Annotated in this window: 13 protein-coding genes; 5 read left to right on the top strand and 8 right to left on the bottom strand. The window is 70.7% G+C overall.

The annotated features are described in order from the left end of the window. The first annotated feature begins 72 nt into the window (after positions 1–72). Positions 73–270: a hypothetical protein gene (locus tag ACZ4TO_RS13495; RefSeq protein WP_385045024.1), complete on the top strand. Its 198-nt coding sequence runs from the start codon at positions 73–75 to the stop codon at positions 268–270. A gap of 30 nt (positions 271–300) precedes the next feature. Here ACZ4TO_RS13495 and ACZ4TO_RS13490 read toward each other — a convergent pair whose 3' ends face one another. The 8 genes from ACZ4TO_RS13490 to ACZ4TO_RS13455 form a co-directional block, all read right to left on the bottom strand. Further along, on the bottom strand, positions 301–1,296 hold the full coding sequence (locus tag ACZ4TO_RS13490; RefSeq protein ID WP_468024207.1) for a tetratricopeptide repeat protein: 996 nt from the start codon (positions 1,294–1,296) through the stop codon (positions 301–303). A 232-nt stretch (positions 1,297–1,528) separates the two neighbouring features. After that, positions 1,529–1,813, bottom strand: a complete 285-nt coding sequence (locus ACZ4TO_RS13485; RefSeq protein WP_382790438.1) for a DUF1876 domain-containing protein — start codon at positions 1,811–1,813, stop codon at positions 1,529–1,531. A gap of 283 nt (positions 1,814–2,096) precedes the next feature. Beyond that, the gene (locus ACZ4TO_RS13480) at positions 2,097–2,531 is read right to left on the bottom strand and encodes a lasso peptide biosynthesis B2 protein (protein ID WP_468024206.1); all 435 of its coding nucleotides are present in this window, start codon (positions 2,529–2,531) and stop codon (positions 2,097–2,099) included. Further along, the gene (locus ACZ4TO_RS13475; RefSeq protein WP_382789664.1) at positions 2,528–2,788 is read right to left on the bottom strand and encodes a lasso peptide biosynthesis PqqD family chaperone; all 261 of its coding nucleotides are present in this window, start codon (positions 2,786–2,788) and stop codon (positions 2,528–2,530) included. The genes ACZ4TO_RS13480 and ACZ4TO_RS13475 overlap by 4 nt, the downstream gene beginning before the upstream one ends. Then, complete coding sequence (locus tag ACZ4TO_RS13470; protein WP_468024205.1) at positions 2,766–4,619, bottom strand: asparagine synthase-related protein; 1,854 nt, start codon at positions 4,617–4,619, stop codon at positions 2,766–2,768. The genes ACZ4TO_RS13475 and ACZ4TO_RS13470 overlap by 23 nt, the downstream gene beginning before the upstream one ends. A gap of 6 nt (positions 4,620–4,625) precedes the next feature. After that, entirely contained in the window at positions 4,626–4,748 is a 123-nt protein-coding gene (locus ACZ4TO_RS13465) for a lasso RiPP family leader peptide-containing protein (RefSeq protein WP_382789658.1), read from the bottom strand. A gap of 448 nt (positions 4,749–5,196) precedes the next feature. Then, positions 5,197–7,794: a YncE family protein gene (locus tag ACZ4TO_RS13460; protein WP_468024204.1), complete on the bottom strand. Its 2,598-nt coding sequence runs from the start codon at positions 7,792–7,794 to the stop codon at positions 5,197–5,199. 262 nt (positions 7,795–8,056) lie between these two features. Then, positions 8,057–9,001 carry a hypothetical protein gene (locus ACZ4TO_RS13455; protein WP_468024203.1) on the bottom strand — a complete coding sequence of 315 codons (945 nt, stop codon included), beginning with the start codon at positions 8,999–9,001 and terminating at the stop codon, positions 8,057–8,059. A gap of 531 nt (positions 9,002–9,532) precedes the next feature. On the opposite strand from ACZ4TO_RS13455, the gene ACZ4TO_RS13450 reads away from it, so the two are divergent. The 4 genes from ACZ4TO_RS13450 to ACZ4TO_RS13435 all read left to right on the top strand — a co-directional run. Further along, the gene (locus ACZ4TO_RS13450; protein ID WP_382789650.1) at positions 9,533–9,973 is read left to right on the top strand and encodes a hypothetical protein; all 441 of its coding nucleotides are present in this window, start codon (positions 9,533–9,535) and stop codon (positions 9,971–9,973) included. Between the two features lie 389 nt (positions 9,974–10,362). Further along, positions 10,363–10,935, top strand: coding sequence for a DUF4232 domain-containing protein (locus ACZ4TO_RS13445; protein ID WP_382789647.1), 573 nt, complete (start codon positions 10,363–10,365; stop codon positions 10,933–10,935). A 449-nt stretch (positions 10,936–11,384) separates the two neighbouring features. Then, a complete protein-coding gene (locus tag ACZ4TO_RS13440; protein ID WP_382789644.1) occupies positions 11,385–11,717 on the top strand; it encodes a trypco2 family protein in 333 nt (110 codons plus the stop codon). Positions 11,718–11,887: 170 nt separating this feature from the next. After that, on the top strand, positions 11,888–14,476 hold a 2,589-nt coding region (locus ACZ4TO_RS13435; protein WP_468024202.1), incomplete at its 3' end, for a tetratricopeptide repeat protein.

Here is a 14,476-nt window from a genome sequence, read left to right as displayed (position 1 = left end):
CGGATTCCCGCCCCGTCGACGGCGGATCGAACTCCGTCGCCGCCCCCGGACTTCGACTCGTATGGTGCTCGCATGCGCAACGAGCGGCACGACGAGCGGCTGTCGGCTGCCGAGCTGGAGTTGTTCCTCCAGTATCTGCACCGGTTCGCCAACCATGACCTGGATCTCTTTGCCCTGTTGCAGGTGGGCGATCCCGAGTACCCCGCCTATGTGAGCTTCTCCCGGACGCCTGACGCGGGAGCCGACCCCGACGCCTACCGGCGGCCGTAGCGAACCCACGGGGGCAGTGCCCCGCCGGGGCTACATGAGCGCCTTGCGGGCCGTCTTCGTGCGGACTGCTCGGTAGTGGAGCCATTGCAGGGAACCGGTGTACCGCCACGGAAGGGCGTTGGTGAAGCCGTCGACCCGACGGAACTGGTCCCTGGCTGCCTTGTACCGCCCCTGCCGGTACAGGAAGTACCCCAGCAGGTGCCGCACCTCCGGGAGCCTCGGATGGTTCGGGTCGGCGAGTGCCACGTCGGCGAGCGCGGCGTCGACCAGCGCAGTTGCCTGCGAGCTGCGGAATCCCGGCTCGCTGGGTTCGGCCCTGTGATGCTCGAACCAGGCGATCACCGGCATCACGGTCAGCAAGCTGCCTGGCGGTGCGTCGGCCGCCGCCTTCTCGGCGAACTCCCGCGCGAGTTGATGCGAGCCCCGCCATTTCGCGGTCCAGTATTGGAGGGCGTTGTAGTGCGCCTCGTAGTGGTACGGCGCCCGGGCCGTGATCCCGGACCACAACTCGTGCATCTCGTCGTGGGAGTAGCCCAGCCCCAGCGCCCTCCGTATTTCCGCGACGAGGGGACCGGGATCCTCGGGGCAGAGCGCCGAGGACCGGTCGATGTCGGCCTGTGAGGCCAGCAACTCGCGGTGGAATCCTTCGAATTGGCTGCTCGACGTGTGTCCCGCGAACGCCCCGCCTCGTAGCTTCCACGCGTACTGGATTCGGGTGCGCGCCACCACGAGGGCGGCGTCCGGGTCTCCGGGTCGGGCCTCTTGCCAGGCCTTCAGCCAGAGGTCGCTCTTCTCGGCGGCGAGGCTTCCCAGCCGATCGGCGTACAGGGAGCGGCGCTCCCAGTCCTGGCCGACGTCCTCGAAGAGACGGGCGGCGGGCTCCCAGCGCCCCCGGGCGGCTGCCCTGCGCACACGCTGCAACGCGGCATCGGGGCCGGCGAGGCCGGCGTTCTGCCATCGCAGTGGCAGCAGGGTGAACCAGAGCCAGCAGCAGAGCAGCAGGCATACGGGGCCGAGGAATCCCATGGATGAACGTGTCTCTCCGGAAGAGCGTGGCGACGCACGAGGCGGGGGCGCTGGAAGTATGCACGCCGTCAAAGGAGAGATGGAATCCAGGGTTCCGTTTATGGGCGACACTCCCGCTGTCCGGTCTGATCGGCTCCGGAGCAGGCCGAACATCCCGGACGGGTCCAGGGGTCCAGTGGTCCGGAGCGGAGCGGTTCGCGGGTGGTCGCGATCCTCGGTGAGTCCGGCGGTGTCACCTCAGCGTGTGGGACGTCCTGCCCGAGGCCGCGTCGATCTCGTCGTGGGCCTTGGTCAGCAGTTGCATGGCGAGCTCGTTCAGGGCCCGTGCGCCCGCGACCTCCTCGCCGACCCTGGGCTGGTTCGAGTCGGAGGGGTGGCGGCTGGCGTATCCGTGGGCCCGTACCTCGCTGCCGTCGGGAAGCCGCAGCAGGGCGGCCGCGCGCGTGCGGTGGTCGTCCTCCTGGAATTCCAGCTCGACGTGCCAGCCGACCGTGGTCCGTGCCTCCATCGCTGTCATCTGTGTCATAGCGATCACCTCCGAAGCAGCCGCCCCCGGCGAATCCCCTAAGAAAAGTGTGCTCCTCCGGCCGTCCTGGCACGAGGCGAGGGCGCGCGGGGTCACGGAGGGTCACAGGGGGCGGCGCACCCGTGGCTGTGGGGTGAGCGCGGCTGCGGCCATGGGGTGACCGCGGTCGTCCGGCCGTCGCGTTCGGCGTCGAGCCCCGCGGGCGGGCTCAGGCGTTCGCGCGACCAGGGTCGGGCGTCCGTGCGTCGGAGGTCGCGTGCCGGCCGGGACGGGCTCAGGTGTCGGCGGCCTTGTCCGGTACGGGGCCGACGGTCAGCAGCGGCCGGTAGTGGCCCTTCGGGTAGGGCTCACCGATGAGTTGGTCCTCGGCTTCCACCCAGGCGTGGGCGGCGAAGGGCTGAGTGCGCACACCGGTGCACCAGGTCGGCCAGGTGCCCCGGAACCGGCAGAGCAGGGCGGTGGCGATGGAGCGTTGCAGGCAGTGCTGGCCGGCGCAGCGCAGGCTGACCGACACCACCGCCTGTCGTGCGCCGAGGGCCTCGTCGGCACAGGCGGGCCTGGCGCCGCGGCGGCTGAGTTCCAGGATCCGGCGCAGCCGTGCGGGCCTGACGGTGGAAAGGGGCCGTGCGAGGGCGACGGCCAGCAGGGGCAGTACCCGTCGGTGCGGGGGCAGCCGCCGCTGTTCGGCCAGGGTGACGGGGACGCTCATGAGGTCACCACCAGGCCGGCGGCGTTCAACTGGTCCAGGATGGCGTGGACGTCGTGTTCGGCCTGCTCGGACCCGATCCTGTGGCGCTGGACGAGTTCGGCCGCGACGTCGTCGGGCGTGCCGCCGTCGAGCAGCCCGCGCAGCACGCTCGTACCGGTCGTGTTGAGCTGGAAGTAGCGGCCCGTGCGCAGGTGCAGCAGGACGGCGCCGCCGTCGGTGTCGGTCGTGACCACGTCAGGGTGCAGGTGCAGGGGCATCGGGTTCCACAGTCTGTGCGACGGGGCGGGTGGTGGCGGTCCGTGCCGCGGGTCGGGTTGCGGCACGCAGCCAGAGTTCGCAGCCGAGCAGGGCTTCGAGCGCGAAGACGGCGGTGAGGTCACGCTGGGGCGCCAGGAGGCGGCGACGGAGGGCGTCGATGTCGACGAGCCCGCGCTCGGCCAGCGCGGAGTCGCCGAAGAGGCTCAGGATCGCGGGAAGGTTCTCGGTGAGCCCGTGGCGCAGGTCCTGCCCGAATTCGCCCTTGGTGGCGCGGCCCAGGATCGCCGGCGGCACGACGCCGTGCATCGCCGTGGCCAGCAGCGGCTTGTAGGACCGCGGATCGGCTTGGTCGTGGGTCCGTACCCGGAGGACGGCGTCGATCACGCGCTGGTCGTAGTAGGGCAGGTCCAGGTGCACTCCGGCGTCGGCGAAGACCCGCGCTATGAGCCGGTAGTGGGCCGCGGTGGTACGCACCGCGAGCAGGGTCTGGTGCTGGCCGAGATCCTCGCTCAGCGGCCGGGCCCGTCGCGCGGTGTCTCTCAGGGACTGGCGAACCAGGTCGCGGCCCGCCGGGGTGATCCAGTCCGGGACCTGTACGGCGTGCAGGCCCCAGCCCATGGCCGGTGCCCGCGGCGGGCGGGGCGCGCCGAGGCCGTCCGCCTGGGCCTGCCACCAGTCGGCCACGTTTCCCGGGCGCAGCATGCCCGCGAGGGCCGGGCCCAGCGGCCAGCGCTTGAGCGCCCGGTTCTGGCGGAGCCGTCGGAGCGCGAGCACGGGGTGGCGTCGCAGCAACGGGGCGAGGTGGCCCGGGGCGGGCGCGAACAGTTCGTCCCCGCCGTGGCCCGCCAGATGACGGCGGGATCCGCGGTGGGCCAGCAGTCGCGCGTTGTGGTGCAACCGGGCGAGCGCGCGGACGGTGACCACGGGCTGTTCGGGATCGGTCGGTACGCCTTCGAGGTCGAAGATCGAGGGGAGCTCGCGCTGGGTGACCACCAGGTGTTCGGCCCGGTCCAGGGCCTTGATCGCCAGGCCGGCGAAGTCGGCGTCGTCATTGGCCGTGTCGGCCTCGGCCCAGCGCAGCGTCAGCAGTTCCGGTGTGTGGCGGGCGGCCAGGAAGCACAGGGACGTCGAATCCATCCCGCCGGACAGGTCGGCACTCACGGGTCCGCGGAGCGGCGCGCCGTCCCCCACCGCCGCGGCGAGTGCCTCGCGTACGCCGACCGCGCCGTCGCTCAGGCCCAGTCGCGGTACGGGAGGGTTCCACCACACGCGCTCCTCGGCCCGGTCCCGGGTCCACACCAGGCAGCGTTCCGGGGCCAGGGACGAGATTCCCGACCACAGGCACCGCTCGTTCAGCGGAGGTGGCAGGGCGAGGCCGCCGGCCATCCGTACGGCCAGGGACTCCTCGTCGATCGCGGCGCCGAGCGTCTCGGCCAGTACATCGGCCCGGTCGGACGCCAGATCGACGCCGTCGAGACGGGCGTGGAAGATCCGGCTCAGCCCGCTGACGCTGCCCTGCGCACGTACCCGGCCGCCCGTCGAGACCACCAGGTGAGCCGTGCCGGGCAGCAGTGGTATCAGGCCGTCCACGTCGGCGACGGTGGTGATCGAGGCCGCCAGTTCCGACAGCCGTTCCGTACCGAACGGGCAGTCGCCGATCACCGCCACCCGCACCGGGCCGGCCGTGGCGACCGTGATCCGGTCGTCCGTCCAGGAACCCACCAGCCACGGCCGGCCCGACACGTGCGACACCGCGCGCGGCGAGGCGAGCGCCGTACGCGCCCGCATCGCCGCGGCGGCTGCCGTGTCCGGCAAGATCACGAACGGCATCGTCGATCAGGTGTAGAGACCGAAGATCGAGTCGAGGTGCCACCCGCCGAAGCCGAGCGTGTCCTCGCTGAACTCACCGACCTCGATCAGCATCGGAGCGACGTACGGCTCGTCTGTCTGCTCTTCCACGGAACCTCCCTGGTGAATGTCAACTGGCCTGACGACACTAGGAGTTAGTCGGACAGCGATCAACGATTGCGGCGGTCCTCCCGGCGTCGGCCGTCGATCTTCGGCCGATCTGACGCGCCCGTCCGGAACGGGGTGAAGCGGGCTGGAGCACGTCCAATCGGGTCGGAGTGCGACCACCCCGCCGGGGTGCGTCCAGCCGGGCCGGGGTGAAGCGGGGCGGTGAGGCGGCGACGGTGGCGAGGTCGGCGGTGGCCCGGCCGTCGGCGCGGCCGAGCGGCAGCGCCTCGGCGCCCGGCCTTGTCCACTGCCACCCGACCGCGGCCTCGAAGTGACCGAAAAGGACAGTCTCTGATCGAAATCGCTTGAGTCTCGGCCGCCGGGCCGTCTGGTCTCCCCGCCGACGGCCCGGCGCCTCGGGTCAGTTGGTGAAACGGCCCGGCGCCTCGGGTCAGTTGGTGAAGTAGAGGTACTTCCAGGAGCTGTAGGTGGTGGAGTTGACGGTGTCGCCGGAGGAGTCGTTGACGTAGGCCGACCGGATCCGGACGCGCAGGCCCGCCTCGTCGGAGGAGCCGAGGTCGATGACGCTCTTGCCGTCGGCGCCCAGCGCGTAGTACTCCTCGAAACCGCGGTGCCACTGGCCCTGGACGTAGACGTCGACGTCCAGCCGGTGGTGGCGGCCCGGGTAGTAGCTCATCGTGGTGGTGAACAGCGGGCCGACGTTCTTGCGGAACCAGTAGTACGTCTCCGAGCTCCCGCCGACCTTGCCCGTCTTGTAGTGCTTCGTGACCGAGGTGGAGACGCTCACCTGCGCGTACGCGGTGACCTTGACCGACTTCGGGGCGGTGCGGGCGTCACCGGCGAAGACCGCGGTGACCGTGGTGTCCCGCTTCATGTCCACCACGGCGGAGACGTTCCCGCTGGAGTTGACGGTCGCCCTCTTCACCAGGACGTCGGGCTTGTCCGAGCCGAAGGGGTTGGCCCAGATCTCCACCGTGCGGTTCTTGTAGGTGGTGCCCAGGTGTGCGGTGAAGGTGACGTCCTTGTCGTACGAGTACACCGTGCCGTTGTTGTTCAGGCTCAGCGTGGTCGCGTTCCGGGAGACGGCCACGGTGTCGGAGCCCGACCCCGCGCCGTGGGTCGCGTCGCCCGCGTAGGAGACGGTGTACTTCACGGCGCCGCCGGCTGGCGGGGTGTCGGTGAAGGAGAAGGTGCCGTCGGCCTTGGTCTTCACCGAGGCCAGCGCCTTGCCCGACGGCGACTCCAGGTCCGTCCGCTTCACCGTGAGCACCGTGCCGGCCGGCAGCGCGTCGGTGTTCGCGACCTTGCCGGTGACGGTCAGAGGCTTGGCGCGGGTGGCCGTGGCGGGCGCGCTCACCGTCACCGTGGTCGCGGTCCGGGAGACGGCCACCGTGTCGGAGCCCGACGCGGCGCCGTGGGTGGTGTCGCCCGCGTAGGAGACGGTGTACTTCGCGTCGCCCTCGACGGGTGGGGTGTCGGTGAAGGTGAAGGTGCCGTCGTCGTTGGTCGTCACGGGCGGCAGCGTTCTGCCCGTGGGTGTCTCTTTGTCGGTGCGGGTGATCGTCAGTGGTGTTCCGGCGGGGAATGGGTCGCCGCCGGTGATCTTTCCGGTGACGGTCAGGGGCTTGCCGGGGACCACCGAGGCCGGCGCGCTCACCGTCACCGTGGTGGTGCTGCGGGCGACGGTCACGGTGCTGGTGGTGGAGGTCGGGGCGTGGGTGGTGTCGCCGGCGTAGGAGACGGTGTACTTCGCGTCGCCTTCGACGGGTGGGGTGTCGGTGAAGGTGAAGGTGCCGTCGTCGTTGGTCGTCGCGGGGGGCAGCGTTCTGCCCGTGGGTGTCTCTTTGTCGGTGCGGGTGATCGTCAGTGGTGTTCCGGCGGGGAATGGGTCGCCGCCGGTGATCTTTCCGGTGACGGTCAGGGGCTTGCCGGGGACGACCGGCGTGGGCGCGTTCACCGTCACCGTGGTGGCGGCCTTGGTCGGCGCGTTCAGCGTGTTGAGGCGGTACGTGCTGCCGTTGCCGGTGACCGCGAAGAGGTGGTCGCCGTCCGGCTCCCAGGCCAGGCCGTCCGGAACGAGGGTGCCGGTACCGGTGTCGGCGAAGTCGTACGTCCGGACCGGCTGGGTGGTGCCGGGCTTGAAGACGTAGACGTCCGGTTTGTTGTACCCGTCGATGCCGGCGGCGACGGTCCCGTCCGCGGCGATGTCGACGGCGTTCGGGTAGGGGTCGGTCGGGTAACTGCCGACTTCCTTCAGGTCGGTGGTGGACAGCACCTGGTGCCGGTAGGGCCAGCCGCTGGCCGTGACGACCTGGTCGCCGTCGGGGGTCACCGCGAGGTCGCGCAGATTGCTGCCGGCCTCGCCCTTGGCCATGCGCCGGGGCGCGTCCGCGCCGGAGACGTCGTACGTCGCCACGGCGGCCGGGCTGATGCCGGGCTCGGCGGCGGCGAGCACGCCGGGCGCGGCCGGGTTGGACGCCAGCCGGGGCGCGTAGTACCAGCGGCTGCCGCTGTCCTGGGCCACGGCGAGGACGGGATCCGCGCCCGACAGGTCGAGGGAGCCGATGTCGCCGTTCGCCGCCGTGCCGTAGCCGAACCACAGTTTCCCGCCGGCGCGGGCCAGGGTCGCCGGGGCGTCGGCGGTGCCGGTCGAGTAGCGCGCGGCCTCGGTGAGGCCCGCCGTGTCGATCGCCGCGATCTCGTCGCTGCCCGCGACGGCCACGTACAGCGTCCGCGAGTCGGCCGAGAGCTCCAGGCCGTCGGCCCCCGGCAGCGATCCGAAGGTCCCGACGACGGTGCCGCTGTAGTCGGTGGCGACGACCTTGCCGTCGGTCCGGTCGCTGACGAAGACGTGCCGGTGCACGCTGTCCACGAGGACATCGGCGACGGAGGCGACGGGCAGGACGGCGTTGCCGTCGGCGTGGGCGGCCGTGGAGCCGAGGCCCGTCAGGGCCACGGAACTGAAGAGGACGGCGAGTGCCGTCGCGGTGGAGATCCTGCGGTTGCGCAAGGTGGTTCGTACCCCCATGAGCCGTGGAAGGCCGCGCGTCACCGGAGGTCGGACGGCACCGGGCGCGGCAAGCTTCGGATGCTTGTGTCATGGATGTGACAACGGAGTCGCCGGAATGGTTGTGCGCCGGAGGAGCCGGTTCCGGGGGTCGTCCGCGCTGCCGGTCCCACCCCCGGCCGAAGCCGGTCCAACCCCCGGCCGAAGCCGGAAGTGGACCTGGCCGAAGCCGGAAGCCGACCCGGCCGAAGCCGGAAGCGGACCCGGCGGAGCGGGCGCGGCGTCAGCGGGTGCTCGTGGCGCGGATGTCGGTGACGTCGCCGGACACCGGCTCCACCTCGACGACGAGGTCGGTCGTGACCGTCGGCGATTCCCCGCCGCCGTACGTCAGGGTGACGGCGACCTCACGGCTGTCGCGGCCCTCGCCGATCGTCCACTGCACCGGGACGTTCTGGGCTCGCAGGACGCCGTCGGCCTGGTTCTTCTTCTCCCAGGCCGCGAGGCGCTTGGCGAAGGCGGGGGTGAGGTAGTGGGCGCGCAGCGCTGTGGCCAGTGCGGTGTCCGGGCCGGCGGGGTCGTCCTTCGCGTCGACGTACGCGCCGTAGAAGTCGGCGACCTGGGTCACCGAGTCACCGGTCCTGCCGCTGACCGACCGCACCGCGGCGGATGCCTTCGAGGACGCCTTCGAGGATGTCTTCGCGCGGGCGCTGTCCGTCGTGCGGATGTCGGTGATGCGGCCGGTCGGCTCCTGCTTCACGATGAGTCGGGTGGTCGTCGTCGGCGATTCCCCGCCGCCGTAGGTCAGGGTGACGACGACCTCCAGGCCGCGGCCGCCCTCGCTGACCGTCCACCGGGCCGGGACGTTCTGGGCTCGCAGGACGCCGTCGGCCTGGTTCTTCTTCTCCCAGGCCGCGAGGCGCTTGGCGAAGGCGGGGGTGAGGTAGTGGGCGCGCAGGGCCTTGGACAGTGCGGTGTCCGGGCCGGCGGGGTCGTCCTTCGCGTCGACGTACGCGCCGTAGAAGTCGGCGACCTGGGTCACCACGTCGCCGTTGTAGCCGTGGACCGACCACAGCGTGGCGGACGCCTTCGCGGAGGCCTTGACGGGGGCGGGGACGGAAGCCTGTGCCAGGGCCTGCGTCGACACACCGAGCCCGACGGCCAGGACGAGACCGGCGGCGAAGACCGCGCGGCGGCCCGGACGACGACGTGCGTGGGTGTTCATGCTCATGTCGGTCTTCCTTCTTGAATGGTGGTCCGCGGACGGCCGCCCCGGCCCGCGCCGGGCGCCGAACGCCGGACCGCGGGCACACGAATGCCCGGGACACGGGCACAAGGCGGGAGTCGTCACCAGGCTGCCGGGGCCCTCGAACTCCACCCCGGCCGGTGCGACCCCCACAGCTTCAAAGCCACCGAGGACCCACCGCAACCACCACCGCCGAACCCGCAACGCCGCAACCATCCCACCCCCTCTGACCTGCGCGAACGAGCGCGGCCTGGGATGCCGTACTGGGATGCGGGGACGAGCCTTCCGCCGTGCCGGACACCGCTTGGAGGCCGCCGAGACGGCACAGAGCCCACCGCCCACGATGGGGTGTTACTTGCCGAAGGAGGGCGCGAAACGGCCCCTCACCAGCGGGTTTCCGAAACTCAGCCTGCTGGCACCTGGATCGACGACGCGCAGATCCAGGAGAAGCAGCCAGGCGGGACTGCTCTCAGATAAGGGTTGCCCTTGACGCGTGACGTCCGGCGATACTCCAGCATGAGCAGAATCGCGCAGGTCATCGTGCTGGCGACGTACGCGGACGAGGTCATGGAACCGCTGACCCACCCTGACGAGTCACGTAGCTGGCGCGGTCACTTCGAGCCTCTCAACTTGTTCGTCGGTGGATGGGTCATCGAGTTCAACCGGGTGGCCCCGCGCTCCGGACTGCTGAATCATCTCGAATCGCTTCCGTGGCCCGACCCGGGGAAAGTACAGGTGCTGATCCACGACGAGGAGGACGACTGCTTCGGCCTGTGGATGATTCATGACGGCAAACTGGTCGAAGTGCCGCTGCCACGCACCCAGCGTTTTCACGACCCGGCTCCCCCCTCTGAGGACTACCCGCCGAATCCGGGGTACCTGTGGCGGACGGACGCGGGCGGCAACTTGCCGGAAGACCTCTCCGTAGAACGCCACGATCCGCGGCCCGCCTGGTAGCGCAGGGAGCCGTCATGTCACCTGACGGGAAGTCGCCATGCCCCCTCGTGCCCGTTCGGTTGGCCCACCCACCAAGCATCGTTATCACTCCGCCGCAGGTCAGTAGGGCTCCCGCCCCTGGATCACCTCAGCTTCCCAAGCTGAGAGCGTGACGGGTGCACATCGAGTGGCCGCATCGCCCTTGTTTCCAAGGCGTGTTGCCTTCGGTGTGTCAGCAACGGCCATCTGCACGGTGCAGTCTGTCGTCACTGTTCCGTCACAAGCAGTCGCCGCACGGAACCCTGCCGCTCTCCCGCCCTATCTGCACTCACGCACCACGACCACGCGTACCGCGGGGCAACGACCGACGACCGAAACCCGCGGACGAGACGACTCAGGGGGACGACAGCATGCGTCACAGCAACGGCATTCGCAGGACAGGTCTGGCGACGACGGCGGTCACGGCCGTCGCGGCGGCGGTGACCGGCATCCTGCCCGGCACCGCCATGGCGGCGAGCACCACCACCACCTCTACCCCGCCGCCCGCCTGTTCGGCCTCCGCCCTCCAGGTCAGCGCCCGGCAGGCCGCCCACCCGCCCGTCGGGACCGGGACCGGGGCGGCGGTCGTGCAGTTCACCAACGTCTCTCGGAAGACGTGCGTCCTGAAGGGCCATCCGACGGTCGCGGGCGCCGGCAACGGCTCCCCCGCCCACAACACCCCGCTCAAGGTCACCCCCACCGGCAGGGCGGCCACCGTGACGGTCCGGCCGCACGGCAAGGCGTGGGTGAAGCTGACCTTCGTCCAAGTCCAGGGGGAGGGCGACGGCTACTGCGTGTCGGGCAAGACCCCGGCGGCGTATCCGACGATGGTCATCGGGCTGCCGCACTCCGGGAAGCACCAGGTCGCCCTGAACGACGGGTGGTGGGCCGAGTGCGACAACAAGGTGACCGTCACCCCGGTCTCGGCGGTCAAGCCTTCCTGACCCCCCGTCCACAAAACGAGCAGCCTGCATGACGATCGCGCTGAGGTTCAGACGGGGCGTGTCGAAGGTGCCGGCTGTCGGTCGAGCGGGCTGAAGCTGGGCCGTCTCTGGGCCGTCCGACGTTGCTCTACAGCGGCCAATGACGACCAACGATGACGGCCAAGTTACGAGCCCATCGCCCCTGAGCAGCGAAAACGCAGGTCACCAAGATCTCCGGCAAAACCCAGGGCAAGAAGAAGTAGGTCCGGCTGATTTGGCGCCCCCAGCGTCGGCGCTTCTGCGTGCCGGATCGAGCACCTGCGGTCGGACCGAGGATAGTTCCGGATGGTTCCGATCATCTCTTGGCCTATGGGGTGTTGTGGGAACTCGTGGGGCGGTGGGGTCGTCTGCGTTGGTGCGTTGTCCAGCGTGCTCGGTGGTTGTGCGTCTCCGAGAGGGAGGGGTCTGAGGTGGCTGAAGAGATCGGGATCGCGGAGGCTGTGGAGTACCTGCGTGCGGAGTTGGTGGCTGCGGCGGCAGGCAGTAGCGCCGGCCCGCGGTTTGAAGTCGGGCCGGTGGAGCTGGAGTTCTCCGTGGAGATGCGCAGGGAGGCCAAAGGCAAGGCCGGGCTGAAGGCGTGGGTGGTGTCGGCCGATGCGGAGGCGTCGGTGTCGAAGGCGTCGGTGCACCGGGTGAAGCTGGTGCTGACGCCGAAGGACACGGTGACCAACGGCGCCTATCACGTGAACACCGACCGTCCGGATGAGACGGGCGAGTTGCTGGGTTCGCGTTTCGGCGAGTAGAGCCACGCATCCCGCCTCACCGCCCGTGGGATGCCGGTGAGGCGGGTACGTGTCTATCGGGGATCTTGGCGTGATCGTGGGAAGGTCTGGTCAGGGTGGACAGGGCGCGAGTGACGGTGGTGCGGTCCGGGGAGGCGCGGGGATCGGGGTATGTGCTGGGGGGTCGGCTGGTGCTGACGGCCGCGCACGTGCTGAAGGATCCGTCCCGTGTGTCGGTGCAGCTTCCCGGTCGGGCAGGTCTGGTGAAGTGCCAGGTCGTGTGGCGGCGGCTGGAGGACGGACCGCAGGGATGGGATGCGGCGCTGCTGCTGGCGGATGGGGATCTGTCGGAAGGGCCGTTGCCCGGGGTGCGGTGGGGACGACTGGTGACCATGCGGGCCTGTCCCGCGCAGGCGCTCGGTTTCCCGGAGGCCGGGAAGGCCGGCGCACAGGCGGTGTCGCTGGTGCAGCGGGACGGGCGTGTGCTGCCAGAGAACGGCCGGGACCGGGACCGTTACGTCCTGGTCGGGGACATGGGCGCCGAACCACTGGAGGACGGCGGGGCAGCGAAGAAGGCCTCGCCGTGGGGCGGGATGTCGGGTGCGGCACTGTGGTGCGGCAGCGGACGTGACATGCCGGCGCTGCTGACCGGCGTGGTGGTCGGTGACGCGCCCGGCTGGAGTCATACCCAGCTGGAAGCCGTGCCCGCCTACGTGCTCGCGTCGGATCCGCGGGTGCGCCGACTGGTGGAGCAGCACACCGGGCAGCCGATGTTCCTGGAGCCCGCCGACCTCCAGGACGTCACCGACCCCCTTGCCGTTCCCCAGCCACCACAATCTCCCGCTGACCTGCTGCGCCCCGAGCAGGCGGTGGTGTCCTTCATGGGTCGCGACGACCTCCTGAAGGAGCTGGAACATTGGTGCAAGCCCACCCCTCGCGCGGCCGGGACCGGGCTCGCCATACCCAGGCGGCGACTGGAGCCCAAGGAGGAGGGCCAGACCGGCCCGGCTGGTGCGGCTGCAGACGGCGTCTGGGGGTGGGGCAAGAGCCTCGTGCGCGCCCGGCTGCTCACCGGTCGGGGTGGCGCGGGCAAGACCCGGCTGTCCGGCGAACTCGCCGCCCGGATGGCGGTCCGGGGCTGGACGACCATCCGCCTGACCACCGACACCACCGTGCCCTTGGGCGTCCTGTCGCAGGTGCGCCGGCCGTTGCTGATCGTGGTCGACTACGCAGAGACCCGCACACAGCAACTCCATGCCTTGCTCGAAGCTGTCGACCACGACCAGGTCACCGCCCCGGTCCGGGTGCTGGCTCTGGCGCGCGCTGCGGGCGACTGGTGGACCCGCGCCGCCCAGCACCGCCGCGGCCAGGCCCTGGCCAGTGCGCCCGTGGCCGCGGTACCAGCGTTGCACCACACGCCTGACGAGCGTGCCACCGCCTTCCAACGGGCGGCAGGTGACTTCAGCATGCGCCTGCACCGCCTGTCTCCCGCCGTCGACTGGCCGGCCCTTCTGCCTGCTGTCCTTGCTCCGGCCGCCCGGCCGCCGCTGACCGGATCGGAGTTCGACACCCCGCTATCGGTGCAGATGGCCGCGCTCCTCGCCCTGCTCGACGCCACCGGTACCCCGCAGCCCACCGATCCGGCCCGCTCGTTGGAAGGCAGGCTCCTGGGGCACGAGCGCAATTACTGGGATGAGACCGCCGACCGTCGGCAAGGCTTGTGCGGGGAACGCGCCGGGGGGGAGACCCGTTCCCTGGCTGTTGCCCTGGCCTGCATGGTCCCCGCAACCAACCGTGACGACGCCCGAGCTCTACTGGCACACCTGCCTGGCCTGACCGGCGACAGCGCGGCCGGCGTACGCGGGGAGCTGGCCACCTGGCTCAAAGACCTGTACCCCGCACCGGCTGGAGCGGAATGGGGCAGTCTCCAGCCCGACCGGATCGCTGAGCACCACCTTGGGACGGAGGCCGGTCGCGAACCGGACTTGTTCACTCGCATCCTCACCCATCTTCCCGGCCGGCAGGCCACCCAGGCTCTGACCGTCCTGGCCCGGACCAGTCAACACCTTCCGTACCACGAGGTGATCAGCCGCATCCTGTGCGACGCCGTCGCCAGTGCCCCGACGGTCCTGGCGCCGGCCGCCCTGACCACCGCCACCCGAACCCCCCACCCGGCACCCCTGATCGCCGCCCTCACCAAGCTGACCCACACCACCTCAGACATCACAATGCTCCAGGCGCTGAGCGACCAGATCCCGCACGCCACCCTCGCGCTCAGCGAATGGGCCGCCACCCTCACCACAATCCTGGCCGAACACCACGACACACCGACAGCCGATCCCGCAGTTCTCGCCGCCTCGCTGAACAACCAGTCCGTCCGTCTGGCGGAGCTGGGGCGCAGGGAGGACGCCCTCACCGCCGTCACCCGTGCCGTGGACGCCTACCAGGCTCTGGCCGACCAGCGGCCGGACGCCTTCCTCCCCAACTTCGCCGCCTCGCTGAACAACCAGTCCGGCTGTCTGGCGGACCTGGGGCGCAGGGAGGACGCCCTCACCGCCGTCACCCGTGCCGTGGACACCTACCAGGCTCTGGCCGACCAGCGGCCCGACGCCTTCCTCCCCAACTTCGCCATGTCGCTGAACAACCAGTCCAATCATCTGGCGGCCCTGGGGCGCAGGGAAGACGCCCTCACCGCCGTCACCCGTGCCGTGGACACCTACCAGGCTCTGGCCGACCAGCGGCCCGACGCCTTCCTCCCCAACTTCGCCATGTCGCTGAAC

It is taken from the genome of Streptomyces sp. NPDC028298 (assembly GCF_055565895.1).
This window is presented reverse-complemented; position numbering and strand designations above follow the sequence as displayed.